This window comes from Mycobacterium sp. NGS29 (assembly GCF_059812965.1).
The window spans coordinates 149,416-173,273 of sequence record NZ_JCALDR010000009.1; the positions used below are offsets into that span (position 1 = coordinate 149,416).

At 65.6% G+C, this 23,858-nt stretch carries 22 protein-coding genes and 1 tRNA gene; 14 read left to right on the plus strand and 9 right to left on the minus strand.

Features of this window, described 5'->3' with window-relative positions:
* Positions 1-96 precede the first annotated feature (96 nt).
* On the plus strand, positions 97-1,653 hold the full coding sequence (locus AC5Y5Z_RS14720; protein ID WP_499925845.1) for a helicase HerA-like domain-containing protein: 1,557 nt from the start codon (positions 97-99) through the stop codon (positions 1,651-1,653).
* A 4-nt stretch (positions 1,654-1,657) separates the two neighbouring features.
* Here the strand turns inward: AC5Y5Z_RS14720 and cmrA are convergent, their stop codons facing one another.
* Positions 1,658-2,464: a mycolate reductase gene (gene cmrA, locus AC5Y5Z_RS14725; protein ID WP_463828956.1), complete on the minus strand. Its 807-nt coding sequence runs from the start codon at positions 2,462-2,464 to the stop codon at positions 1,658-1,660.
* A 68-nt stretch (positions 2,465-2,532) separates the two neighbouring features.
* On the opposite strand from cmrA, the gene AC5Y5Z_RS14730 reads away from it, so the two are divergent.
* On the plus strand, positions 2,533-3,855 hold the full coding sequence (locus AC5Y5Z_RS14730) for an MFS transporter (RefSeq protein WP_499925847.1): 1,323 nt from the start codon (positions 2,533-2,535) through the stop codon (positions 3,853-3,855).
* A gap of 40 nt (positions 3,856-3,895) precedes the next feature.
* Here AC5Y5Z_RS14730 and AC5Y5Z_RS14735 read toward each other — a convergent pair whose 3' ends face one another.
* Both AC5Y5Z_RS14735 and AC5Y5Z_RS14740 read right to left on the minus strand, forming a co-directional pair.
* Entirely contained in the window at positions 3,896-4,660 is a 765-nt protein-coding gene (locus tag AC5Y5Z_RS14735; protein ID WP_499925849.1) for a hypothetical protein, read from the minus strand.
* A gap of 74 nt (positions 4,661-4,734) precedes the next feature.
* The gene (locus tag AC5Y5Z_RS14740; protein ID WP_463828951.1) at positions 4,735-5,376 is read right to left on the minus strand and encodes an SACE_7040 family transcriptional regulator; all 642 of its coding nucleotides are present in this window, start codon (positions 5,374-5,376) and stop codon (positions 4,735-4,737) included.
* 65 nt (positions 5,377-5,441) lie between these two features.
* Between AC5Y5Z_RS14740 and AC5Y5Z_RS14745 the strand changes: the two genes are divergently transcribed.
* The 10 genes from AC5Y5Z_RS14745 (at position 5,442) to AC5Y5Z_RS14790 (ending at position 15,814) form a co-directional block, all read left to right on the plus strand.
* Complete coding sequence (locus AC5Y5Z_RS14745; protein WP_499925851.1) at positions 5,442-7,064, plus strand: AMP-binding protein; 1,623 nt, start codon at positions 5,442-5,444, stop codon at positions 7,062-7,064.
* Between the two features lie 90 nt (positions 7,065-7,154).
* Positions 7,155-7,898 carry a CoA transferase subunit A gene (locus AC5Y5Z_RS14750; RefSeq protein WP_463828949.1) on the plus strand — a complete coding sequence of 248 codons (744 nt, stop codon included), beginning with the start codon at positions 7,155-7,157 and terminating at the stop codon, positions 7,896-7,898.
* Complete coding sequence (locus AC5Y5Z_RS14755; RefSeq protein ID WP_499925853.1) at positions 7,895-8,206, plus strand: hypothetical protein; 312 nt, start codon at positions 7,895-7,897, stop codon at positions 8,204-8,206. The genes AC5Y5Z_RS14750 and AC5Y5Z_RS14755 overlap by 4 nt, the downstream gene beginning before the upstream one ends.
* Positions 8,203-8,850 (plus strand): CoA transferase subunit B, encoded by a 648-nt coding sequence (locus tag AC5Y5Z_RS14760; RefSeq protein WP_499925855.1) that lies wholly within the window; start codon positions 8,203-8,205, stop codon positions 8,848-8,850. The genes AC5Y5Z_RS14755 and AC5Y5Z_RS14760 overlap by 4 nt, the downstream gene beginning before the upstream one ends.
* Positions 8,847-10,424 (plus strand): carboxyl transferase domain-containing protein, encoded by a 1,578-nt coding sequence (locus tag AC5Y5Z_RS14765; protein ID WP_499925857.1) that lies wholly within the window; start codon positions 8,847-8,849, stop codon positions 10,422-10,424. The genes AC5Y5Z_RS14760 and AC5Y5Z_RS14765 overlap by 4 nt, the downstream gene beginning before the upstream one ends.
* A gap of 3 nt (positions 10,425-10,427) precedes the next feature.
* Positions 10,428-12,431 (plus strand): acetyl/propionyl/methylcrotonyl-CoA carboxylase subunit alpha, encoded by a 2,004-nt coding sequence (locus tag AC5Y5Z_RS14770; RefSeq protein WP_499925859.1) that lies wholly within the window; start codon positions 10,428-10,430, stop codon positions 12,429-12,431.
* Entirely contained in the window at positions 12,428-13,603 is a 1,176-nt protein-coding gene (locus tag AC5Y5Z_RS14775) for an acyl-CoA dehydrogenase family protein (RefSeq protein WP_463828959.1), read from the plus strand. Before AC5Y5Z_RS14770 ends, AC5Y5Z_RS14775 begins: the two co-directional genes overlap by 4 nt.
* Positions 13,600-14,166: a MaoC family dehydratase gene (locus AC5Y5Z_RS14780; RefSeq protein ID WP_463828943.1), complete on the plus strand. Its 567-nt coding sequence runs from the start codon at positions 13,600-13,602 to the stop codon at positions 14,164-14,166. The genes AC5Y5Z_RS14775 and AC5Y5Z_RS14780 overlap by 4 nt, the downstream gene beginning before the upstream one ends.
* Positions 14,163-14,987: an HpcH/HpaI aldolase/citrate lyase family protein gene (locus tag AC5Y5Z_RS14785; protein WP_499925861.1), complete on the plus strand. Its 825-nt coding sequence runs from the start codon at positions 14,163-14,165 to the stop codon at positions 14,985-14,987. Before AC5Y5Z_RS14780 ends, AC5Y5Z_RS14785 begins: the two co-directional genes overlap by 4 nt.
* Positions 14,984-15,814, plus strand: coding sequence for an adenylate/guanylate cyclase domain-containing protein (locus AC5Y5Z_RS14790; RefSeq protein WP_499925863.1), 831 nt, complete (start codon positions 14,984-14,986; stop codon positions 15,812-15,814). Before AC5Y5Z_RS14785 ends, AC5Y5Z_RS14790 begins: the two co-directional genes overlap by 4 nt.
* Before the next feature lie 26 nt (positions 15,815-15,840).
* Here the strand turns inward: AC5Y5Z_RS14790 and AC5Y5Z_RS14795 are convergent, their stop codons facing one another.
* From AC5Y5Z_RS14795 to AC5Y5Z_RS14805, 3 genes are all read right to left on the minus strand, one after another.
* The gene (locus AC5Y5Z_RS14795; protein WP_499925865.1) at positions 15,841-16,308 is read right to left on the minus strand and encodes a hypothetical protein; all 468 of its coding nucleotides are present in this window, start codon (positions 16,306-16,308) and stop codon (positions 15,841-15,843) included.
* Positions 16,309-16,376: 68 nt separating this feature from the next.
* A complete protein-coding gene (locus tag AC5Y5Z_RS14800; RefSeq protein WP_499925867.1) occupies positions 16,377-17,831 on the minus strand; it encodes an FAD-dependent oxidoreductase in 1,455 nt (484 codons plus the stop codon).
* 192 nt (positions 17,832-18,023) lie between these two features.
* On the minus strand, positions 18,024-19,232 hold the full coding sequence (locus AC5Y5Z_RS14805; RefSeq protein ID WP_499925869.1) for a PucR family transcriptional regulator: 1,209 nt from the start codon (positions 19,230-19,232) through the stop codon (positions 18,024-18,026).
* A 135-nt stretch (positions 19,233-19,367) separates the two neighbouring features.
* Between AC5Y5Z_RS14805 and AC5Y5Z_RS14810 the strand changes: the two genes are divergently transcribed.
* On the plus strand, positions 19,368-20,885 hold the full coding sequence (locus tag AC5Y5Z_RS14810) for a flavin-containing monooxygenase (protein ID WP_499925871.1): 1,518 nt from the start codon (positions 19,368-19,370) through the stop codon (positions 20,883-20,885).
* Positions 20,886-21,081: 196 nt separating this feature from the next.
* Positions 21,082-21,336: a hypothetical protein gene (locus AC5Y5Z_RS14815; protein ID WP_499925873.1), complete on the plus strand. Its 255-nt coding sequence runs from the start codon at positions 21,082-21,084 to the stop codon at positions 21,334-21,336.
* Between the two features lie 31 nt (positions 21,337-21,367).
* Here AC5Y5Z_RS14815 and AC5Y5Z_RS14820 read toward each other — a convergent pair whose 3' ends face one another.
* From AC5Y5Z_RS14820 to AC5Y5Z_RS14830, 3 genes are all read right to left on the minus strand, one after another.
* Positions 21,368-21,664 (minus strand): hypothetical protein, encoded by a 297-nt coding sequence (locus AC5Y5Z_RS14820; RefSeq protein WP_499925875.1) that lies wholly within the window; start codon positions 21,662-21,664, stop codon positions 21,368-21,370.
* A gap of 60 nt (positions 21,665-21,724) precedes the next feature.
* Positions 21,725-23,119, minus strand: a complete 1,395-nt coding sequence (locus AC5Y5Z_RS14825) for a flavin-containing monooxygenase (protein ID WP_499925877.1) — start codon at positions 23,117-23,119, stop codon at positions 21,725-21,727.
* A gap of 537 nt (positions 23,120-23,656) precedes the next feature.
* Positions 23,657-23,730 (minus strand) — tRNA-Arg (locus AC5Y5Z_RS14830).
* Between the last annotated feature and the right edge of the window lie 128 nt (positions 23,731-23,858).

The window sequence follows — 23,858 nt, forward strand, 5'->3', positions numbered from 1 at the left end:
AGCCCAGCTGGCGACGTAGTTCGCCCTGACCCTGGCCGGACCCGGCCCAGTAGGCTGATCCCTGCCGAATTGGACGAGCAAACTCTGGGGAAAACCATGAGCACCGAATCTCCTGCGGATGGAGCCGACGGACCCGCCAAGCGAATCTCAGCGGGCTACGCCGTCGAGGGTCAGGCACTGGAACTGGGCACCGTCGTCATCGACGGGCAGGCGGATCCGACTGCTCAGATTCGCATCCCCCTGGCCACCATCAACCGGCACGGCTTGGTGGCCGGGGCAACCGGCACCGGCAAGACCAAGACCCTGCAGCTGATCGCCGAACAGCTCAGCGGCGCCGGGGTGCCGGTGTTCATGGCGGATGTGAAAGGCGACCTGTCCGGGCTGTCCCGGCCCGGAGCGGGCAACGACAAGACCGCCGCGCGCGCCAAGGACACCGGTGACAATTGGGAGCCGACGGGGTTCCCGGTGGAGTTTCTCTCGCTCGGCACCGGGGGAATCGGGGTACCGGTACGCGCGACCGTCGCCAGCTTCGGTCCCGTTCTCTTATCAAAAGTGCTGGGGCTCAACGCTACTCAGGAGTCGACGCTCGGACTGATCTTCCACTGGGCCAAAGAGAACAACCGTCCGCTGATCACGTTGAACAGTCTGCGCAACGTCATCAGCCATTTGACCAGTGAGGAGGGCAAGGCCGACCTGAAATCGCTGGGCGGGGTGTCGTCGACGACGGCGGGCGTGATCCTGCGGGCGCTGGTTAACCTGGCCGGCGAGGGTGGCGACACGTTCTTCGGCGAACCGAAGCTGGACCCCAAAGATCTGTTGCGGGTCAACGACGGTCACGGTGTGATCAGCCTGCTCGAATTCAGCGGCCAGTCGTTGCGCCCGGTCATCTTCTCCACTTTCCTGATGTGGCTGCTGGCCGATCTTTTCACGCAGCTCGACGAAGTCGGAGACGTCGACAAGCCCAAGCTGGTCTTCTTCTTCGACGAAGCCCACCTGTTGTTCGCCGACGCGTCCAAAGCGTTTCTCGAACAGGTCGAGCAGACCGTCAAGCTGATCCGGTCCAAGGGCGTGGGCGTGTTCTTCTGCACACAGTTGCCGACGGACCTGCCCAACGATGTGCTCTCGCAACTGGGCGCGCGCATCCAGCACGCGCTGCGGGCATTCACCCCCGATGATCAGAAGGCGCTCAGCAAGACCGTGCGCACCTACCCGAAAACCGATGTCTACGACTTGGAATCGGCGCTGACGTCGTTGGGTATCGGCGAGGCCGTGGTCACCGTGCTGTCCGAAAAAGGCGCCCCCACACCCGTGGCCTGGACCCGCATGCGGGTGCCGAGGTCGCTGATGGGAGCGATCGGCACCGAAGCGGTCACTGAAGCGGCAGAGAAAAGCTCGTTACAGGCCAAGTACGGCCAGACCGAGCCGGAGTCGGAGCCTGCGGCAGGCCCGCCGGCCACACCAACTCCCGCACCGGACTATCCGCCGTTGTCCCCCAACGATTCCGAGATTCCGCCCATGCCCGCACCGGCCGAGCCGAAGGGTCCGGCGATGTGGGAGGAAGTGCTGAAGAACCCGACGGTGAAAAGCGGCATCAACACCGCGATCCGCGAAGCGGTCAAGGGGATTTTCGGGACCGGACGGCGACGTAAGTGACGGGTTAGCCGCCGCCGAGCTTCTTGTAGAACGCCCCGACGATCGGCGCGACAATGGCGCGGGGGGCATAGCCGCTGGCCACCGACATCGCCTTCGAGGTCAACCCCGGGACCACTCGCATCTTGTTGCGCTCCAACGCATCCAGGGATAGCTGCGCGGTGTGTTCGGTCGAGATCCACAGGAAGTCCGGCACCAGCTTCTCGACCAGCGAGGCCTCCTCTTCAGCGGGCAGGTCGGTGCGTACCGGGCCCGGGGCCAGCAGCGTGACGTGCACACCGGAGTTGCGCAGTTCACCGCGCAGCGATTCGCTGAAGGTGTTGGCGAACGCCTTGGTTGCCGCGTAGGTGGCGTTGTAGGGGATCGGCGAATTCCCCGCCGCCGAACCGGAAATCAAGATTCCGCCCGCCTTGCGCTCGATCATGCCCGGCAGCACAGCCAGCGTAAGATCGTGCACCGCAACGGCATTCAGCTGCACCTGCGCCTTCTCGCCAGCCGGATCCAACGACGCGACCGGACCGAACGTCGCGGTGCCCGCGTTGGCGCACAGGATGGAGATCGGCCGCGCGGCCAGCTCGTCGCACAGTTTCGCGCGCTCGGTGGGGTCGGCGAGGTCGGCCGGGCGCACGTCGACGGCAACGCGGTACTTGTCCACCAGTCGGGCGGCGAGGGCGGTCAGCAACTCCTCCCGTCGTGCGGTGATGATCAGACTGTGCCCGCGCGCGGCCAGTTCGGTGGCCAGCGCCTCGCCGATGTTCTGCGACGCTCCGGTGACTACGGCGCGCGCGTCTGGACTTGGGGCAGGTATCGGCATGAAGGCAATCGTAGTCAGGAGCTGTCCGGCGTAGCCGGGCGCAGCGGGTTGGCTCTAGAGTGCGCTGCATGGATGACCCGGAGGACACGCGCGCCGGGGATCGGAAGAAAGCCCCGCGATCGGGGGTGGCGGCGTGGGCGTTGTGGGACTGCGGTCAGACCGGCTTGAGCGCCATCACGCCGACGTTCGTGTTCTCCGTCTACCTGACCAACAGCGTCGGAGTGGGCACGCCACTGGGCGCCACGCCGGTGAGCTGGCTGGGGCGTGCCGGAGCCGCGGCCGGGGTGACGATTGCGGTACTGGCGCCGCTGATCGGGGGGTGGGTGGAGTCGCCGCACCGACGGCGGGTGGCCCTGGCTCTGCTGACCGGCCTGGCGGTGGTGCTGACCTGTTCGATGGCGTTGATCCGCGATCAGCCGGGCTTCTTTTTCGCCGGCCTGGCATTGCTGGCGGCGACCGCGGCATGTGGTGACCTGGCCAGCATCCCGTACAACGCGATGCTGCGGCAGCTGTCGACGCCGTTGACGGCCGGCCGGATATCGGGTTTCGGCTATGCGGCGGGATACGTCGGCACCGTGGTGCTCCTGGGTTTGGTCTACGTGGGCTTCGTGTCCGGCGACGGTGACCATCGTGGTTTGCTGCACCTGCCCACCGCCGACGGCGTGTACGTCCGCGTGGCAATGCTGATGGCCGCGGCCTGGTTTGCGATCTTTGCGCTGCCGCTGCTGCTCGTCGCACACCGCCTCCCGGACGCCGGGGCGAACACGAACCCGTCGACCCCCCTGCTGGGTACCTACCGCAAGCTGTGGGCCGACATCACCTCCGAGTGGCGCCGCGACCGCAATGTCGTGTACTTCCTGGTGGCCAGCGCGCTCTTCCGAGATGGCCTGGCTGCGATATTCACGTTCGGTCCCGTGCTGGGCGTCGGGGTGTACGGCGTCCCGCGCGAAGACGTGCTGATCTTCGGTATGGCCGCGTGCGTGGTGGCTGCAGTCGGCGCCGTGGTCGGCGGATTCGTCGATCATCGGGTCGGATCGAAGCCGGTCATCATCGCTTCTCTGACCGCGATCCTCGCCGCCGGCCTGGCCATGATGGTCCTGTCCGGCCCGCTGACATTCTGGGTGTGTGGTTTGTCACTGTGTCTGTTCATCGGGCCGTCGCAGTCCTCAGCGCGCGCACTGCTGCTGCGCCTGGCGAAACAGGGCAAAGAGGGTGTGGCCTTCGGTCTCTACACGATGAGCGGTCGAGCGATGTCGTTCGTGGCGCCGTGGCTGTTCTCGGTTTTCGTCGACGCGTTCGACGCCCCACGCGCCGGATTGGGCGGCATCTTCGTGGTGCTGCTGACCGGACTGCTGGCGATGCTGTTCGTACGGGTACCGCGAACGAACTGACGGCGATCGCGAGCGCGGCGCAGCAGCGCCACCCGTGGAGTCAGAGCGGGGCGTCGCAGATGGTCAAGCCCTGGCCGGTGCGCTGCCGCACCTGAACCCCGGCCACCGTCAGCGAGCAGGTGACGTTGTGACCGATGTTGACGACGGTGACGCTGGCCGGACGGGTGGACGACGTCGAGAGGCTGACCTGTTTGGTCCACGGCAAGGTGACGTTGAACTCGGTCTGGATCAGATCACCGGTGTCCATGTAGACGACGCTGATCGCCCGGCCTTCGCCGGTGACGCTGTAAACCACCGACTGCATGGTGCCCGGCACGGTGGCGGTGGGCGGCGGCGGGGTGCTGGGCTCAGTGGTGGTGGTGCGCGGCCTGCGGGTGGTGGGCGGCGGCGTTGACCTGGTCGTCGGGGGTGCGACGGTAGTGGTGGGACCGGTCATCGGCGGCAGCGGCTCGATGGCCGTCTGCTGGGTGTCCGAACCGTTCGTCACGACCAGCGCAATGGCCAACCCGACGACGAGCAGCACTGCGGTGCCGGCCACGATCCACAGCCAGCGCGGGGTGCCCGGCGGCGGGGGTCCCTCCGCCTCCGCATCGGCCCGCGGCTGGTCTTGTTGCCAATACTGTGGTGGCAACTGTTGGGTCGGGTTCGGTGGGTACGCGCCCGGCGCCCAGGGCGAATTGCCGCCGCCGTAGGCGTAGGGCATGTCGTCGGCGTAGGCCGGGTAGTCGACGACCTCCTGCGACCACGTCGAAGCAGACCCCCGGGATGGGGGACCTGGATGCTGGGGGTCGCGTGGCGAGTTCATGTCCACTTCGCAGGGTACCCGGGCACGCCGTGAAGGCGCGGAACCGTGGTCGTGCCTGCGTGGACGTCGGGGCGCTACAAGTCTGCAGCACTCAGCGCGGCCATCGTCATCGCCCTCATCACGGCTCGGGACCGCACCGCGCGCGACGGTTTGGTGTCGGCCGATTTCATGCTGTGCGGCGTGGAGTTCAGCAGGCCGAAAGTGGCGTGCGCCATCAGCCTGGCGTCGGCCTCGGCGAGATCGGGGTTCAGCTCGCGCAGTACGCCCACCCAGATCTCGACGTACTGCCGTTGCGCTTTGCGCACCTGCCGTTGGGCCGGGGCCGGCAGATGGGCGAGATCGCGATCTTGGATGCGGATGAGGTCCGGCTCGCCGAGAGCGAAGTCGAGGTGGAAATCGATCAGGCCGTCCAGGGTTGCCGCCGCGTCGGCGTCGCGGTCGGTCACCGCGCGGGCACCGTCCAGCAGCCGGGCGCTGATCCCGACCAACAACTCGACCAGCAGCGACTCCTTGTTGGGGAAGTGCCGATAGATGGCCGGGCCGCTGACCCCGGCCGCGGCGCCGATGTCCTCGAGACGCACCGCGAGGAAGCCACGTTCGGCGATCAGCCGTTCGGCGGCCGCAAGTAGTTGCAGCCGCCGGTCGGACTTCAACTGGCTGCGACGATTTGGCGCTTCAGGCCGACCGGCCTCGCCGTCCGGGGCGGACGCTGCCATGACGGCCTCCTGGACATGTCGGTTAATCGTCACTAACGTAACACTGACTTACCGCGGGAGGAATGGTGGCAACTCCACTTTCCTACGAACGCGGCCCGAACTCGCCTGCGCTGCTCGAGGTGACCATCGGCGCCAACTTCGCTGCAACCGCAACAACTTTCGCGTCCCGCGACGCGTTGGTCGATGTCGCGGCGGGACGGCGCTGGACGTATGCCGAACTGCTGCATGACGTTCGCGCTTTAGCGACCGGATTGCTTCAGGCCGGCATCGGAGTCGGTGACCGGATCGGCATCTGGGCTCCCAATCGTTGGGAATGGGTGCTGACGCAGTATGCGACGGCCGAGATCGGCGCCATCCTGGTGACCGTCAATCCGGCGTACCGGTCGCGCGAATTAGGTTATGCGCTGGAGCAATCCGGGGTGAAGATGCTGATTGCCGCACCCGGGTTCAAGGACGCCGACTACGCACAGATGCTGGCTGAGGTGGCGCCGGACTGCGCCGAGCTGCGCGACGTCACGATCATGGACAGCGACCGCTGGGACGAGCTTGCCGGTGTGGATATCGATCCGGCTGCGTTGCGGGCGAGGTCCGCGCGCCTGACGCCGACCGATCCGATCAATATCCAGTACACCTCGGGCACAACGGGATATCCCAAGGGTGTGACCCTCAGTCACCGCAACATCCTGAATAACGGCTACCTGGTGGGTGAGCTGCTCGACTACACCGAACGTGACCGGATCTGTATTCCGGTGCCGTTCTATCACTGCTTCGGCATGGTGATGGGCAATCTGGCGGCCACCAGCCACGGTGCCTGCATGGTGATCCCCGCGCCCGGTTTCGATCCCGCTGCCACCCTGCGCGCGGTGCACGACGAATGCTGCACCAGTCTCTACGGGGTGCCGACGATGTTCATCGCCGAACTGGGCCTGCCGGACTTCGCCGAGTATCGGTTGGACAGTCTGCGCACCGGAATCATGGCGGGCTCGCCGTGCCCGGTCGAGGTCATGCGCAGGGTGATCGAACGCATGCACATGCCGGAGGTCGCCATCTGTTACGGGATGACCGAGACCGCCCCGGTGTCGACCCAGACGCGTTCTGGCGACTCGTTGGAACGGCGCGTCGCCACCGTCGGTCAGGTGGGGCCACACCTGGAGATCAAGGTGGTGGACCCGGTCACGGGTGCGACGCTGCCGCGCGACGTCGCCGGCGAATTCTGCACCCGCGGTTATTCGGTGATGTCGGGGTACTGGAACGAACCGGAGAAGACCGCGGAGGTCATCGACGGGGACGGCTGGATGCACACCGGCGACCTGGCGTCGATGGACGCCTCCGGATATGTCCGTATCACCGGCCGGATCAAAGACATCGTGGTGCGCGGCGGCGAGAACATCTCCCCGCGCGAGATCGAGGAGTTCCTGTACACCCACCCCGACATCGTCGACGGCCACGTCATCGGAGTGCCCGACGAACGCTACGGCGAGGAACTCATGGCGGTTGTCAAGCTCCGTGACGGAGCCTCGACGCTGACGGTGGAGTCGTTGCGGGAGTTCTGCGCCGGCCGTATCGCCCGGTTCAAGATCCCGCGGTATCTCTGGATCGTCGAGGACTTCCCGATGACGGTCACCGGCAAAGTCCGTAGAGCGGAGATGCGGGCGCGTGCCGTGGAGTATCTCGCCGACGGTGAATAGGCCGCACCCGCCCTGGACGGCGCGAGGGCGGAAATGGTATTCTCACTGTCCAGTTAATGATTATTAACTGAAATCGGAGGCTCTGCGGGGATGGACAAGGTGGTGGCTACCGTCGCGGAGGCGGTGGCGGACATAACCGACGGAGCATCGCTGGCCGTCGGGGGCTTCGGGCTGTGTGGTATCCCGGAGGCGCTGATCGCCGCGCTGGCCGATCGCGGAGTGACCGATTTGGAAACCGTCTCGAACAACTGCGGTGTGGACGGCGTCGGGTTGGGGGTTCTGCTGGCGCACAAGCGGATTCGCCGGACCGTATCGTCGTACGTGGGCGAGAACAAGGAATTCGCCCGCCAGTTCCTCTCCGGAGAACTCGAGGTCGAGCTGACCCCGCAGGGCACGCTGGCCGAGCGGTTGCGCGCCGGCGGCATGGGCATCCCGGCGTTCTACACCCCGGCCGGGGTCGGCACGCAGATCGCCGACGGCGGCCTGCCCTGGCGCTACGACCCCTCGGGCGAGGTGGCGATCACCTCGCCGCCCAAGGAGACCCGCGAATTCGATGGCGTCACCTATGTGCTGGAGCGCGGAATCCGCACCGACTTCGCGTTGGTGCACGCCTGGAAGGGCGATCGGCACGGCAATCTCGTTTACCGTTACGCCGCAGGCAATTTCAACCCGGAATGCGCGCCGGCCGGTCGGATCACCATCGCCCAGGTCGAACATCTCGTCGAACCGGGAGAGATCGACCCCGCCACGGTGCATACCCCGGGCGTGTTCGTGCAGCGCGTCGTGCACGTGCCTGATCCCCAGAAACGGATCGAGAAGGAGACGGTGCGATGAGCGCCCCACACCTCGACGCCGTTTGTCACGCTAGCGTGACGTTCGGCGTCGACCGCCACGCTGGCGTGACGCTCGGCGTCGACTGCCACGCTGGCTCGCCACCTCTCGGCGTCGACCGCCACGCTGGCGTGACGCTCGGCGTCGACCGCGACGCTGGCTCGCCACCTCTCGATGCCGACTGTCACGCTGGCTCGCCACCGCTCGGCGGCGACTGCCACGCTGGCGTGACGCTCGGCGTCGACTGCCACGCTGGCGTGACGCTCGGCGGGGATGCGGGTGTGCCGATGAAAAGGAGCGCCGCCCAATGACGTGGAGCAGAGACGGCATGGCGGCCCGGGTCGCCACCGAATTCGAGGACGGACAGTACGTCAACCTCGGCATCGGCATACCGACCTTGATTCCCAACCACATCCCCGACGGTGTGCACGTGGTCCTGCACTCCGAGAACGGCATCCTCGGCGTGGGGCCCTACCCCCGTCGTGAGGACGTCGACGCCGATCTGATCAACGCGGGCAAAGAGACGGTGACCACTCAGCCAGGGGCGTCGTTCTTCGGTTCGTCGACGTCGTTCGGCATCATCCGCGGCGGACACCTCGACGTGGCTGTCCTTGGGGCCATGCAGGTTTCGGTCACCGGTGATCTCGCGAACTGGGTGATCCCCGGCAAGATGGTCAAAGGCATGGGCGGGGCGATGGATCTGGTGCACGGCGCCCGCAAGGTGATCGTGGTGATGGACCACGCCGCCAAGGACGGCAGCCCGAAGATTCTCGAGCGCTGCACCCTGCCGCTGACCGGGGTCGGGTGCGTCAATCGGATCGTGACCGAACTCGCGGTCATCGACGTCCGCGACGACGGCCTGCACCTGATCGAGACCGCCCCCGACGTGTCGGTCGAAGAGGTAGTAGCGAAAACTCAACCGCCCCTGGTGCTCTCGGATCTGGTGTCCAGGTGACCACGGTCGCGCCGACGTTCGCCGACGAGCATCGCCGCCTGGTCGCCGAACTCAACAACAAGTTGGCCGCCGCCGCCCTCGGCGGCAACGAACGCGCCCGCGAACGCCACGTCAGCCGCGGCAAGCTGCTGCCCCGCGACCGCGTCGACCGTCTGCTCGACCCGGGCAGCCCGTTTCTGGAGTTGGCCGCGTTGGCTGCCCACGGCATGTACGACGACGAATCCCCGGGCGCGGGCATCATCACCGGAATCGGCCGAGTCTCCGGGCGCGAATGCGTGATCGTTGCCAACGACGCCACCGTCAAGGGCGGCACCTACTACCCGATGACGGTGAAGAAGCATCTGCGCGCGCAGGAGGTCGCGTTGCAGAATCTGCTGCCATGCATCTACCTGGTGGACTCCGGCGGCGCGTTCCTGCCCCGCCAGGACGAAGTGTTCCCGGATCGCGAACACTTCGGCCGGATCTTCTACAACCAGGCGACCATGAGCGCCAAGGGAATTCCGCAGATCGCCGCGGTGCTCGGCTCGTGCACGGCCGGCGGTGCGTACGTGCCGGCGATGAGCGACGAAGCCGTGATCGTCCGCGAACAGGGCACGATCTTCCTGGGCGGCCCGCCCCTGGTCAAGGCCGCCACCGGTGAGATCGTCACCGCCGAAGAACTCGGCGGCGGCGACCTGCACTCGCGGGTCTCCGGCGTCACCGACCACCTGGCCGAGGACGACGAGGACGCGCTGCGGATTGTCCGCAAGATCGCCGCCACGTTCGGACCGCGCGAACCTGCGCAGTGGGACATCCGGCCGATGCGCGAACCGATATACGCCCAGGACGGCCTTTACGACGTGGTGCCTCCCGATCCGCGGGTGCCCTACGACGTGCACGAGGTCATCGTTCGGCTGGTCGACGGCGGCGAATTCAGTGAGTTCAAGGCGAATTACGGCAAGTCGCTGGTGACGGCGTTCGCGCATATCCACGGTCATCCGGTGGGAATCATCGCCAACAACGGTGTGCTGTTCAGCGAATCCGCCGTCAAGGGTGCACATTTCATCGAACTGTGCGACAAACGCCGAATCCCGTTGCTGTTCCTGCAGAACATCGCCGGATTCATGGTCGGTCGCGACTACGAGGCCGGTGGCATCGCCAAACACGGCGCGAAGATGGTCACCGCGGTGGCCTGCGCCCGGGTGCCGAAGCTGACCGTGGTGATCGGCGGATCCTATGGGGCGGGCAACTATTCGATGTGCGGGCGCGCGTACTCACCGCGCTTCCTGTGGATGTGGCCGAACGCACGGATCTCGGTGATGGGCGGCGAGCAGGCCGCATCAGTGCTGGCCACCGTGCGTGGTGAGCAGCTCTCGGCGGCCGGCAAACCCTGGTCGTCGGAGCAGGAAGAGGCATTCAAGGCGCCCATCCGCGAACAGTACGAAGACCAGGGCAACCCGTACTACTCGACCGCGCGCCTGTGGGACGACGGCATCATCGATCCTGCTGATACCAGAACAGTTGTGGGGCTGGCACTTTCGGTGTGCGCCCGGGCGCCGCTGGAATCGGTCTCCTACGGCGTATTTCGGATGTGACTCATGTTTGACATCGTTCTAGTGGCAAACCGCGGCGAGATCGCGGTGCGCGTGATCCGCACCCTGCGTCGACTGGGTATCCGGTCGGTTGCGGTGTACAGCGATGCCGACGCGGGTGCCCGCCACGTGATCGAGGCCGACACCGCAGTTCGGCTGGGACCGGCGCCGGCGCGGGAGAGCTACCTCGACATCGGCAAAGTGATCGACGCGGCGCAGCGTACCGGGGCGCAGGCGATCCATCCGGGCTACGGGTTCCTCTCGGAGAACGCCGATTTCGCCGCGGCCTGCGACCGCGCCGGCGTGGCATTCCTGGGACCGCCCGCACGCGCGATCGAGGTGATGGGGGACAAGATCGCCGCCAAGAACGCGGTCGCCGCGTTCGACGTGCCGGTGGTGCCGGGCGTCGCGCGGCCCGGGCTATCCGATGATGACCTCATCACCGCTGCCGACGACGTCGGTTACCCGGTCCTCGTGAAGCCGTCGGCCGGCGGTGGGGGCAAGGGCATGCACATGGTCGACGACCCTGAGCGGCTGCGTAATGCCCTGGTCACCGCCCGCCGCGAAGCTGCGTCCGCGTTCGGCGACGACACACTGTTCCTGGAGCGTTTTGTGTTGCGTCCCAGGCACATCGAGGTCCAGATACTTGCCGACACCCATGGCAACGTGGTCCATCTGGGCGAACGGGAGTGCAGCCTGCAACGTCGCCATCAAAAGGTCATCGAGGAGGCGCCGTCGCCGCTGCTCGACGCCCCGACCCGGGTGCGCATCGGGGCTGCGGCCTGTGACACCGCCCGCAGTGTCGACTATGTCGGCGCCGGCACGGTCGAGTTCATCGTCTCCGGTGACCGGCCCGACGAATTTTTCTTCATGGAGATGAACACCCGTCTGCAGGTGGAACACCCGGTTACCGAGGCGGTCACCGGGCTCGACCTCGTCGAGTGGCAGCTGCGTGTGGCAGCGGGGGAGAAGCTGGGGTTCGCCCAGGACGACATCACGCTCACTGGTCACGCGATCGAGGCCCGGGTGTACGCCGAGGATCCCGCCCGGGGCTTCCTGCCCACCGGCGGCCGGGTGCTGGGAGTGGTCGAACCGTCCGGACCCGGTGTGCGGGTGGACTCCTCGTTGCTGGCCGGCACGGTGGTCGGCAGCGATTACGACCCGATGCTGAGCAAGGTGATCGCCCACGGGGCCGACCGCGCGCAGGCGCTGGCCCGGCTCGATGAGGCGTTGTCGCGTACCGCTGTCCTGGGTGTGCAGAGCAACGTGGAGTTCCTGAGGTTCCTGCTCGCTGACGATCGCGTGCAGGCCGGCAACCTCGACACCGCGCTGCTGGACGAACGATTGACCAGTTTCGCGCCGCAACCGGCGCCTGACGATGTGTTCGCCGCCGCAGGGCTCTATAGCCAGGCGGTGCTTGCTCGGCGCGCCGGGAATGATCTGTGGGCCGCACCCAGCGGATGGCGGATCGGTGGTGCTAGCGCCCCGGTGCGCACTGCGATGCGGACCGCGTTGCGTACCGAGACTGTGTCGGTCCGGGGCCTGCCGGGCGCCGCGTCCGTACAAGTGGGCGACAGCGAAATAATCTCTGCCACCGTGCAACTCGGTCCGAGTGAGTTGAGCGTCACGCTGGACGGGGTGCGTCGCAGCTACCGGTGGGCCGAGGCCGAGCGGCACTTGTGGATAGCCGACGAACGAGGCACCTGGCACATCCGTGAGGCCGAGGTGAACAAGATTCAACGCGCAGCGGGGGAGCGTCCGGCCGAAGTGGTCAGCCCCATGCCCGGCAGCGTGATCGCCGTCCAGGTGGAGTCCGGCACCGAGGTGTCCGAGGGCGACGTGGTGGTGATCGTCGAAGCGATGAAGATGGAACATTCACTGACCGCACCGATCTCGGGACGCGTGGAGGTCATGGTGGGCGTCGGTGAACAGGTGAAGGTGGAGCAGGTGCTGGCCCGGTTGGTGCCGGCCGCCGTGGCAGACGCAGCAGCGACGACAAGCAAGGACTGACAATCATGACGACAACGATTTCGGCGGGCACGCTACCGAAAGAATATGAAGACCTGCGCGATACCGTGGCCGACTTCGCGCGCTCGGTCGTGGCTCCGGTGTCCGCCAAACACGATGAGGAGCACAGTTTCCCGTATGAAGTCGTCGCAAAGATGGGCGACATGGGGCTGTTCGGTCTGCCGTTCCCGGAGGAATACGGCGGTATGGGCGGGGACTATTTCGCGCTGGCGTTGGCACTCGAGGAACTCGGCAAGGTCGACCAATCGGTCGCGATCACGCTGGAAGCAGGGGTGGGACTGGGGGCCATGCCCATCTACCGGTTCGGTACCGAGGAGCAGAAGCAGCAGTGGCTGCCCGACCTGGTGGCCGGCCGCAAGCTCGCCGGTTTCGGGCTCACCGAGCCGGGCGCGGGATCGGATGCCGGCGGCACCCGCACCACCGCCCGACTCGAAGGGGGTGAGTGGATCGTCAACGGCAGCAAGCAATTCATCACCAACTCCGGCACCGACATCACCTCGCTGGTCACTGTCACCGCCGTCACCGGCAACATCGCCGACGGCAAGAAAGAGATCTCGGCGATCATCGTGCCGAACGGCACCCCGGGTTTCATCGTCGAGCCGGTCTACAACAAGGTCGGCTGGAACGCCTCGGACACCCACCCGCTGACCTTCGACGACGCGCGGGTGCCCGAGGAGAACCTACTCGGTGTCCGCGGCAAGGGTTACGCGAACTTTCTGTCCATCCTCGACGAGGGCCGCATCGCGATCGCCGCGCTCGCGACGGGGGTGGCGCAGGGCTGCGTCGACGAAAGCGTCAAGTACGCCAACGAGCGTCAGTCCTTCGGCCAGCCGATCGGCTCCTACCAGGCCATCAGCTTCAAGATCGCGCGTATGGAAGCCCGGGCACACGTCGCCCGCACCGCCTATTACGACGCCGCGGCAAAGATGTTGGCCGGCAAGTCCTTCAAAAAAGAAGCGGCTATCGCAAAGATGGTCTCCTCGGAGGCGGCGATGGACAACGCCCGCGACGCTACGCAGATCCACGGCGGGTACGGCTTCATGAACGAGTACCCGGTGGCCCGCCACTACCGGGACAGCAAGATCCTGGAAATCGGGGAGGGCACAACGGAGGTGCAGCTGATGTTGATCGCGCGATCGCTGGGCCTGTCATGACCGGCGCCGGTCCTGCCGAACGTGCCTCCGGCGACGCGACGCCGGTGAGTCGTGACGCGAACGGCACAGTCGGCCACACCAAGTCGATTATCCAGCGGGGCTTGTGGTTCGAGGAGTTCGAGGTCGGCACGACCTACCTGCACCGGCCGGGTCGCACCGTCACCGAGGCGGACAACGTGCTGTTCACGACGTTGACGATGAACACGCAGTCGCTGCACCTGGATGCGGCGTGGGCCGCCGAGCAACCCGGTTTTCGTGGTGAGCGGCTGGTCAATTCGATGTTCACGCTGTCCACCCTGGTCGGTCTGTCGGTGGCCCAACTGACCCTGGGCACCATCGTCGCCAACCTGGGTTTCTCCGAGGTGTCGTTCCCCAAGCCGGTCTTCCACGGCGACACCCTCTACGCTGAGACCATCTGCACCGGTAAGCGGGAGTCGAAAAGCCGCGCGGGCGAAGGCATCGTGACGCTGGAGCACACCGGACGCAACCAGCACGGCGACATCGTGGCCAGGGCGGTCCGGACCACCCTGGTGCAGAAGCGGCCCAGTGCGGAGTCCCGATGAGCTTGCGCGACGCCGGCCCTGGTTGGCTGTTCTGCCCGGCTGATCGTCCGGAACGCTTCGCGAAAGCCGCCGCTGCCGCCGACGTGGTGATTCTCGACCTCGAAGACGGGGTTGCGGCGACCGACCGGCCCGCTGCTCGAATCGCGCTGCGGGACAACCCACTTGATCCCCAGCGAACCGTCGTACGGATCAACGCCGCCAGCACCGACGACCATGCCAGGGATCTACAGGCCTTGGCCGACACCGCCTACACCACGGTGATGCTGTCGAAGACGGAATCGGCGGCGCAGGTGGACGCACTCGCGCCGCGTGACGTCGTCGCACTTGTCGAGACTCCGCGCGGCGCATTGTTCGTCAGCGAGATCGCCGCTGCCGAGCGTGCAGTGGCGTTGATGTGGGGTGCGGAGGATCTGGTGGCGGCCATGGGTGGCAGTTCCAGCAGACGTGCGGACGGCACCTATCGGGATTTCGCCCGCCATGTGCGGTCCACAGCGCTGTTGGCGGCCAACACCTTCGGCCTGCTGGCGCTGGATGCGGTGCATCTGGACATCCGCGATATCGAAGGGTTGGAAGCAGAGGCGCTCGACGCCGTAGCGATCGGCTTCGATGCGACGGTCTGCATCCACCCGAGCCAGGTTGCCGTGGTACGCAAGGCTTATCGGCCCGGCGATGAGCAACTGGACTGGGCGCGTCGGGTGCTGGCCGCTGCCAAAACCGAGCGCGGGGTGTTCGCCTTCGACGGGCAGATGGTCGACTCCCCGGTGTTGCGGCACGCCGAAAGCATGTTGCGGCGAGCAGGAGAGTCCGCGACCGGACCGTGAGCACCGAATGGCTGTGGGTGATCGTCGCCCTCCTCGAATTCGGCGTCCTGATCGCGGTGGCGGTCCTGCTGATCGTGTCGCGGCGCCAATTGACCGGCGTGCGACGCGCCCTCACGCGGTTGCGGCAAGACAAGCCGCGGCGAAGACGGCCACCCGGCGTCGGACCCCTTGCGGTCCGAACCGTCTGGCGCACCGCGGATTCGCTGATCAACAAAGGGATCGGCGCCACCGTGCGCAATTCAGTCGAGGACCTCGCCGGCTGGGCCCGGGTGGAACGTCCTGATCTGGCCAGGATGACAGCCGACGGCAACGTCGTGATCGCGTTCTCCGACATCGAAGGATCCACCGAGCTCAACGAAGAACTCGGCGACCGCGGTTGGGTGAAACTGCTTGAGCGGCATAACACATTGATCTACAAACACGTCAACGACACCAGCGGTCACGTGGTCAAGACGCAGGGCGACGGGTTCATGATCGCCTTCTCGGATCCTGCCCAGGCCGTGCGTTGCTGTACCGAGGTGCAGCGCGCGCTGCAGTCCGACCCCGAGCGCTGGGACCACATCCGAGTCCGGATGGGATTGCACATGGGCAGTTCGGTACGGCGCGGTGACGACCTGTTCGGCCGCAACGTGGCGATGGCCGCACGGGTCGCCGGACAGGCGAGCGGCGGTGAGACCTTGGTCAGTGACGCAATCCGGCAGGCAATCTCGGGAGCAACCGACATTGTGCTGGGCGCACCGCGTGAGGTCGAACTGAAAGGACTGCGGGGTAGTCACCAGCTGTATCCGGTCGTGGTGCCGAATTCAACTGCGCCGGATGGTCAGTGACGCTGCCGGACCCGGCAGGCCCGGCGCTACGGGCACACGCCCCCGTCCGGGCCGTTGACACATTTCTGGACGGTCAGTGAATACGTCGCGGTCGTCCTGGCCGGGTCGCCGCAGCCGAACGCCGCTTTCGTGGACGTGATCGATCCGGTCAGGGTGCCCGGCGCAAACGAATAGACCAGGTCTGCTGCGACCATGGTGCCGTCCGCGCATGTCCAGCCGTGAGCGTCGGTGCGGTTGATCGTCCACGGGCCCCCCGGGGCTTTATTGACGGTGGCCTCCCACGTTTTGGGCGTGGTCACCGATCCGTTGCAGTTGCCGGCCGAGTCGCAGGTGGTGTTGAACATCAGGATCGTGCTCAGCAGATGCGAACGCGCGCCATCAACGACGGCGAAGTAATGACCATTGAGGCTGTCGTCGGCGGCAGCGACACCGGACATCGCGACCGAGCCGCAGCCGAACGCGGTGAGGATCGTTGGTAGCCAAAGGGTGCGCATCGGGCTGTTCCCTCTTCGTTCCGGGAGTCTGGCAACAGCCTTCATCGCAGCAGATCGTCGGAGCTACATCAATAGTTCATGCCGGAGAACATCATCCGGTTCGGATCGTACTTCTGTCGGGCCGCGCTGAGCCGAGCCAAGTTCGCGCCGAAGTACCGCGACGGCGGCTGGCCCGGCTCGATGTAATTGACGTAGCCGCCGGCTGAATACGGTTGCACCGCTTGGTGTGCGGCGTTGATCCAGCCGGCGCCGGCCGACGGCGCGCCCGCCGTCTCGACGTACCACTGCACGATCGCGGAGTGTCGCCGGTACGGAAAGGCGGTCGCATCTGCGGCCACACTGGCCAGTGCACCGTCGAGGGTATGCATGATGACGAATCCCCTTCCCGCCCCACGGGGGAAAGAGTCGAGCGCCGAGGCGATTCCCTTGGCGGCGCCCGCGTTGATGATCGGCAGCACATCGGAGCCGCCGACATAACCCAGCGGGGACGGGGTCAGATTCTCCACGGCCAGATACTTCACCAGGTCCAGGTAGTTGAACGTGAAATTCTCGGTTCTGGTGGGCTGCACCCCAACATTGGCGACGATCGCATTGGCAACGCTGCCGCCCGATCCGACCGGGGAAGTCGCCATGATGCGGCATTGCGTGCCCATCGGCTCGATGGTCGCGTCGGCCAGCGCCCAGAATTTCCGGTCGACCGTCCGTAGCCAGCTCTGCCAACCCAACAGGACCTGCGCGAACGACTGCGCCGGAAAGTTGATGTTGACGACGTCGACGTCCTCGGTGGGGAAGGTGGCGTAGGTCAGTGAGGTCGCCACGCCGAAGTTGCCGCCGCCACCGCCGCGCAACGCCCAGAAGAGGTCCGGGTTGCTGGTGGCCGAAGCGGTGACCGCCTGCCCACCCGGCAACACCACATTGGCCGAGGTCAACTGGTCACAGAGCAGACCGGCATGCCGGGAGTGGGCCCCGATTCCGCCGCCGAGGGTGTGCCCGGCAGCTCCCACGGTGGGGCACGTGCCCGTCGGGAGTCCCCGCCCGGCCGCGGCCAGCGCCTGGTGCATCGCGAACAAGTGGGTGGCGGGCGTCACGGTGATCTGACCGCTGGCGGCGTCGAAGTTGATGTCGCCGGGCAGGCCCCGCAGATCGAGCACCAGCGTTCCGTCCGCTGTGGAGGCGCCTGTGTAGGAATGACCGCCGCTGCGGGCGGCGACCTTCAGATTACGAGCAGCCGCGAACGCCATCGCCTTCTGCACGTCCGCCACCGACGTCACGGTGACGACGGCGGCGGGTGCCGAACCGTTGTAGTTGGTGTTGAAAACCTGCTTGGCTGAGGCGAACTGCCCATTGTCCGGGCCGATCACCTGCCCGCCGATGGCACCGGACAGGCTGCCCCAATCAGCGACGCCCGGAGCGGCGCCGACCCGGCCCGACCCGAAAACCGCTCCCGCCGCAACAGCTCCAACTGCCGCGCGCAGAAACGTCTGCCGCGATATCTGCGCCGCTGGCTTCTCCGGAACCGTCATGCCCGCATTCTGGGCTACCTCGTGTCGATAATGTTCCGACGGCGTGCTGTGTTGCGGGATTGATCAGCGATCGTGACTGTTCGAACCCCGCGACGATCTATGAAGTTTGGGTCCCCCGACCCCGAATCGGACATTATTCGCACGTATGCCAGCGCGAAGCGGAATCGCCAAATTCATAGGAACGAGATCGCGCTAGTTGCCCCGCCAGCGCAACACGTCCAACGCGACCGCCACGTTGACGCTGCATTCGGCCAGGGGGCGGGGCAGCAGCTCGTCGGCGCGCGCCAGTCGTCGGAGCAGCGTGTTGCGATGGGTGTAGAGACGTGCCGCCGCGCGCGAAGCGTTGCACTGCTCGCCCACGAAAACCCTGACGCTGCGCTGTAATTCACTGCTCGCGGATTCCAGATCGCCCAGGGTGCGACGCACGAATTCGGTGGCGCGGTCGGTGTCCGCAGTGAGCATCGCGACCAATTCGACATCGGCGAACAGCGCCACCCGGTGCGGAGATCGCAACCGGACCATCATCTGTTGGGTGGTGATGGCGTCGAAATGACTGCGCCGAAAGCCATCGATACCGTCGCTGCACGGCCCGATGGCGACGCGGATGTCGGGCATGGTGTCGATCGAATCGCGAAGCGCGACAGTGTCTATCGATCGACTTGCCGTCCAGACCCAGCGGGTGGCCGTGCTGGCCAGCACGGTCAGTGGCCGCGTGCCCGCGGCATGTCCGAGCGCCTCGGCCGCCGCGTCGAGCCGGGCCATGTCACCGGACGGATCGACGCTCCAGATGACCGCTGCGATGTGTGGTCCGGTCAGTGGGTGGCCGAGCCGATCCTCGGCCCGCTGGCGCGCGATGGGGGCGCCGTCCAGGATCAGTGCGACGGTCTCGCGGCGGTCGGCGTGCGTCCCGCGGGTCAGTTCGTCGCGTTCCAGTTCGATCTGGGCGGCGATCCCGGCCAAAGTGGCGTCGATGAATGCACTGATCGAGCGGGAGCACACATCAAGCAGCTCCCGTAGTTCGGCCGGGTCCGACGTCAGCTCGAACGCGATCTCCATGAACCGGCGCCACGCCACGCCTTCGCCGATCCGGTAACCGTCCAGAATGTAGGGCGTCAGGCCGCGGCGGGCCACCTCACGCGCGATGATCATCGGTTCGGGTCCGGTGTTCGGCGGCACCGGAGCCCCCGGGTCGCGCACGTTCGCCGTTCCCCAGAAGTACATATTGGCCCGGTTGCTTCGGCTGACCGCAGCGGCGAGCTCGGGATCCCCGGCGAGGGCGGGGCTCGTGGCAAGCACCTCCGCGTCCAGCTCCTCGAGCCATTCGGCGCGCGGGTTCACGGTGATCTGGGCGCACTGCCGTATCAACTCTCTGACCGGCTCCGACGGGCGCTTCCACGACACTTCAGCAGCATATTGCGATGGTGCAAATTGCACCATGATGAGCGGGTAAATGAGCGGATCTCATCTTGGTTCCGGCAGCTGCGATCGCGACGATGGAAACACCTCAGCGTTCTGTCCCCGTCAGGAGCCAATGTCATGCCTCACACGTCCACCCACGCAGGCCGCACCGTCGAGCACGTTGACGTACTCATCGTCGGCGCTGGTATCTCGGGCATCGGTGCCGCGTACTACCTGCAGCGCGAGCACCCGGGCCGCAGCTACGCCATCCTGGAGGCGCGCGGGGCGACCGGGGGGACCTGGGACCTGTTCCGTTATCCCGGCATTCGTTCAGATTCCGACCTGCACACGTTCGGTTACGAATTCAAGCCGTGGCGCGACGACCACGCCATCGCGACCGCTGACAAGATCCTGGCCTATCTGCGCGAGGCGGCTGCCGAGAATGGCATTGACCGCATGGTCCGCTTCCATCACAAAGTGCGGGGCGCGGCCTGGGCGAGTGCCGACGCACGCTGGGTCGTCGACATCGAACGGACTGATAGCGGACAGCGGGTCCAGATCAGCGCCAACTGGTTGTTCTGCGCCGGTGGCTACTACCGCTACGACGAAGGCTTCACCCCGCGCTTCGAGGGCCGCGAACGGTTCACCGGACCGATCGTGCACCCGCAGCACTGGCCCGAAGATCTGGACTACACCGGCAAGAAAGTGGTCGTCATCGGCAGCGGCGCTACCGCGGTCACCCTGGTACCTGCTATGGCGGAGCGGGCCGGGCACGTCACCATGCTGCAACGCTCGCCGACCTACATCATGCCGGTGCCGTCGAAAGACGCCTTTGCCAACTCGGCAAAGAAGGTGCTCGGTGACCGCCTCGGCTATGCCCTGGCGCGGCGCAAGAACATCGGTCAACAGCGCGCGGTGTATCAGTTCTGCCAGAAGTATCCGGCGCTGGCCAGGCGGATCATCCGTTACGTCAATGCCCGGCGGCTGCCCGCCGGATATCCGGTCGACCAGCATTTCAGCCCGGCTTACAATCCGTGGGACCAGCGGCTGTGCGCGGTGCCCGACTCCGATCTGTTCCGCGCGATCAGCAGCGGAAGTGCGTCGGTGGTGACCGACCGCATCGCGACCTTCACCGAACGCGGCATCCTGCTGGAATCCGGTCGGGAAGTCGAGGCCGACGTCATCGTCACTGCGACAGGCCTGAACCTGCAGGCGTTCGGTGGCATGTCGCTGACCGTCGATGGTGCGGTGGTCAATCTGCCAGAGCACGTCGCATACAAGGGGATGATGCTGACCGACGTGCCGAACTTCGCGTATGCGATCGGTTACACCAATTCCTCGTGGACGCTCAAGGTCGGCTTGCTGTGCGAACACTTCTGCCGGCTGCTGTCCTACATGGACGCCAACGACTACGACACCGCCCGCCCGGTGCTCGACGATCCGGACATGCAGACCCGGCCTCTGCTGGACTTTGCAGCGGGTTATGTCCAGCGGGCGGTGGACCAGCTGCCCCGTCAGGGCGCCGGCCGACCGTGGATGACGTCGACGAGCTATCACGCCGACGTCGAGATGCTACGCGACGATGAGGTCGCCGACCCGCATCTGCAACTGACGAACTCGGCTGACGTCACGAGTCGGGAACCGGTGCCGGCCTGAGCGGGGCATTGGTCGCTGGTGCCGCGGCGAAACAGTCTTAACGTCGAGGACTCACCCGCTTAATTGCGGCGAAATATCCATTGTTTTTGATGTCACTGCCATCGTCTCGGACGGCCCTGTGCAACTCGAGCCCGTCGTTACTGGCTACCGGAATATAAATGCCGTATCCGTTCACAACACGATAGGGTTTGTCGCCATGAAAAAATTCTCGGCTGCATTTCTCGCCGCGGCCGCTGCTGCCGCTGTACAAATTGCTCTGGCACCCGCGGGGCAGGCGACGATTTGCCGGGAAGTCGGGTCGGGCCGGTATACCAACGCCGAGGAGTGCCCGGTGGGCAGCATTGCAGTGGCCGAGGCGTGGGATGAGGTGCGGCAGCGCGATGCGGGGATGCCGCCGTGCTACACGGCCGAAGGTGTCCCCTACTACACGCCCGGTGATTCGCCCTGCTGATCAAGGGCTGAAACAGGTGGCAGGGGCGACGTCAGCACTCTCTGTCCTGCTTCGTCCACGCGACATGCGCGTCATACGTGTCGTGTGCGGCCTGCAACGTTTCCGGTGTCGGGTAGGGGTACTCGGCGGCCACGGCGTTCAAAGCCTGCTGGGTGAAGATGTCCAGCATCGAACTCGAGCGATAGCCGAGTAGTCCGGTGGTGAGGGCTCGCTCGAGATCCTGAGCGAAATCGATTTCGATTCGCCGAAGTTGTTCAGCCAGTAAATCGGCGTCTGTTCCAGTGCAGTCGTACGGATGGCCACAAGGGGTGTGGAAAAACTTGATCACTTTCAAATTTTACCGGAATACGACGAGTCGTGCCGACGCGAAAATTAAATTCCGGATCTGTCAGGCGAAACTCAGCTTGCGCGGCTCGAACCGATAGCGAAACAGGTTGTCGACCGTAGGCAATTCCCAACTGCCGTAAAGCCGGGGCAACGCCGACAGGTCCCGCATCAGGTAGTTGGGCGTGATCGACGGTGTGTACTCGACCTCTTTGCGTTCGATGCTGACTTCACGCAACCCGTGCGACGCCATGTAATTGATGATCTTCATGGCGAATCTGGTGGATGCCTCGGAACGTTGCGTCCAAGCGGAATGCCACACTCCGACGGGCTGGAAATAATTCGGCACCCCACCCATCATGATGCCTTTGTAGAAGTTGATTCCTGCCGTATCGACTTCGACCCCGTCCACGCAGAGCCGGAATTTGAAGAAGTCCAGCTCGAATCCGGTCGCCAGGATGCACACGTCACATTCCAGTTCCTCGCCGCCGACCAGGACAATGGAACGGGAAGTGAAGCGCTCGATGGCGCCGGTCTTCATTCGCACGTCACCGCGGCGCACCGCGTCCTTGAAACCGATTGCCACTGGAATCCGCTGCTCCCACGGCGAGTAGGACGGGGAGAAGTGTTCCTTGAGGTCCGCGCTGCTCACCGCCCGTCGCCAGTGTTGGCGGAAAAACCACCGCGCAACCCGGGGAAATTTACGGAACCCGACGAAAATTGCGTCGTCGCGTGCCTGCAGGTAAGTGCGCAGCATCCTCATCGGCAGCTTATGGCCGCGGTTGTGCAAAGACTGGCACAGTCGCATGAACACGGTGGCGCGATTGTCGATCTCGTAGATATAGGACGGGGAACGTTGCAGCATGGTCATCGATCCCGAAACTCGTCCCAGTTCGGGCGCCGCACACACTGCAGTGGAGCCGCTGCCGACCAGCACCACCTGTTGGTCGGGAAATGTGCGCGCCGCATCCAGGTCGAACGAATGAATGATTTCACCGGCGAAGGTCTCGGCGCCTGGAAACACCGGAATGTGCGGCAGGGAGAAATAACCGTTGCCGTTGATCAGGAATTGCGAACGAAAACTGCCGCGCGTGGTGTGCACGTCCCAACACTGCGTGCCGGAGTCGTAGTTCGCGGCGATGACCCGGGTACCGAAACGAATGTGCTCCAGAATCGAGAACTCCTCGGCGACCGACCGCAGATACCGCTGGATATCCTCGCGGTCCACCAGACATCGTTCCGACGTGTACGGCTTGAAGCTGTAGGAATACTTGACGAAATCCGAGTCGCACCGCGCGCCGTGCCAGCGCTGCGTGTGCCAGATGCCCCCGACGTCGTCATCGGCCTCCAGCACGACGTAGTCGAAGCCGTTACGGGCCAGGTAGTACCCGGCGCTGATCCCGGTGATCCCGGCGCCGATCACGACGACCGTGGTCTCCTGCGTAGGCGTCGCGCTCATAGGGGCCTTCCCGGAGTCAACAATGTAGGCGCCGCGCCCATGTACAGCGACCCGCCGCGCAGTGATGACCCGGGCGGGGCGCATTCCAAACATCGAAGCCGCAGCGTAGCCGCTGACTAGAGGGAAAGAACTGCCCGCACATTTCCGCGGGCTCGGCTGATGTATCCAGCACTGCCCACCGTTGGCTTCGCAAGTGCTCGATCACGATGCGCTTTGGCCGTCGCTGCCGTTGTCACTGGAATAGAAGGTGCCGAAGCCGCCCTGGCCACCCATCCCGCCGACCGCGCCGCCGTTGCCACCATTGTTGTCGAATACCGGGTTGCCGGCGCCACCTGCCGGTATCAGGCCCGGCGACCCATTGCCGGAGCGGTTGTAGGCGCCGCCGCCACCACCGCCGCCGACACCGGCCGCGCCCGTTGCGCCGGCCCCCTCCGATCCGCCGGAGTGCCCGGGCCCGCGGTGCCCGCGCCGACTCCGGCACTATCACTGTTGCCGCAGAAATGTCAGCCACCGACCGAGGTGATACACCTATCGACGCGCCCCCGGCACGACTCGAACGTGCGACCTAGGGATTAGAAGGCCCTTGCTCTATCCACCTGAGCTACGGAGGCAATGCGCAGGTCAGTCTATCCAACCGCGAAATATCAAGCGGCACAGCCGACACAACACCCGCGAAAGATGTTTAAGTCAGCTACGAATGGGTTATTGTGTGAGCCTCGACACACGTACAACATCGGCC

What these genes read in the sequence shown, in the direction of transcription:
- AC5Y5Z_RS14720 (WP_499925845.1), top strand. Translation starts at nt 97, where the DNA reads ATGAGCACCGAATCTCCTGCGGATGGAGCCGACGGACCCGCCAAGCGA.
- cmrA (WP_463828956.1), bottom strand. Translation starts at nt 2,464, where the DNA reads ATGCCGATACCTGCCCCAAGTCCAGACGCGCGCGCCGTAGTCACCGGA.
- AC5Y5Z_RS14730 (WP_499925847.1), top strand. Translation starts at nt 2,533, where the DNA reads ATGGATGACCCGGAGGACACGCGCGCCGGGGATCGGAAGAAAGCCCCG.
- AC5Y5Z_RS14735 (WP_499925849.1), bottom strand. Translation starts at nt 4,660, where the DNA reads ATGAACTCGCCACGCGACCCCCAGCATCCAGGTCCCCCATCCCGGGGG.
- AC5Y5Z_RS14740 (WP_463828951.1), bottom strand. Translation starts at nt 5,376, where the DNA reads ATGGCAGCGTCCGCCCCGGACGGCGAGGCCGGTCGGCCTGAAGCGCCA.
- AC5Y5Z_RS14750 (WP_463828949.1), top strand. Translation starts at nt 7,155, where the DNA reads ATGGACAAGGTGGTGGCTACCGTCGCGGAGGCGGTGGCGGACATAACC.
- AC5Y5Z_RS14755 (WP_499925853.1), top strand. Translation starts at nt 7,895, where the DNA reads ATGAGCGCCCCACACCTCGACGCCGTTTGTCACGCTAGCGTGACGTTC.
- AC5Y5Z_RS14760 (WP_499925855.1), top strand. Translation starts at nt 8,203, where the DNA reads ATGACGTGGAGCAGAGACGGCATGGCGGCCCGGGTCGCCACCGAATTC.
- AC5Y5Z_RS14770 (WP_499925859.1), top strand. Translation starts at nt 10,428, where the DNA reads ATGTTTGACATCGTTCTAGTGGCAAACCGCGGCGAGATCGCGGTGCGC.
- AC5Y5Z_RS14780 (WP_463828943.1), top strand. Translation starts at nt 13,600, where the DNA reads ATGACCGGCGCCGGTCCTGCCGAACGTGCCTCCGGCGACGCGACGCCG.
- AC5Y5Z_RS14785 (WP_499925861.1), top strand. Translation starts at nt 14,163, where the DNA reads ATGAGCTTGCGCGACGCCGGCCCTGGTTGGCTGTTCTGCCCGGCTGAT.
- AC5Y5Z_RS14795 (WP_499925865.1), bottom strand. Translation starts at nt 16,308, where the DNA reads ATGCGCACCCTTTGGCTACCAACGATCCTCACCGCGTTCGGCTGCGGC.
- AC5Y5Z_RS14800 (WP_499925867.1), bottom strand. Translation starts at nt 17,831, where the DNA reads ATGACGGTTCCGGAGAAGCCAGCGGCGCAGATATCGCGGCAGACGTTT.
- AC5Y5Z_RS14810 (WP_499925871.1), top strand. Translation starts at nt 19,368, where the DNA reads ATGCCTCACACGTCCACCCACGCAGGCCGCACCGTCGAGCACGTTGAC.
- AC5Y5Z_RS14815 (WP_499925873.1), top strand. Translation starts at nt 21,082, where the DNA reads ATGAAAAAATTCTCGGCTGCATTTCTCGCCGCGGCCGCTGCTGCCGCT.
- AC5Y5Z_RS14825 (WP_499925877.1), bottom strand. Translation starts at nt 23,119, where the DNA reads ATGAGCGCGACGCCTACGCAGGAGACCACGGTCGTCGTGATCGGCGCC.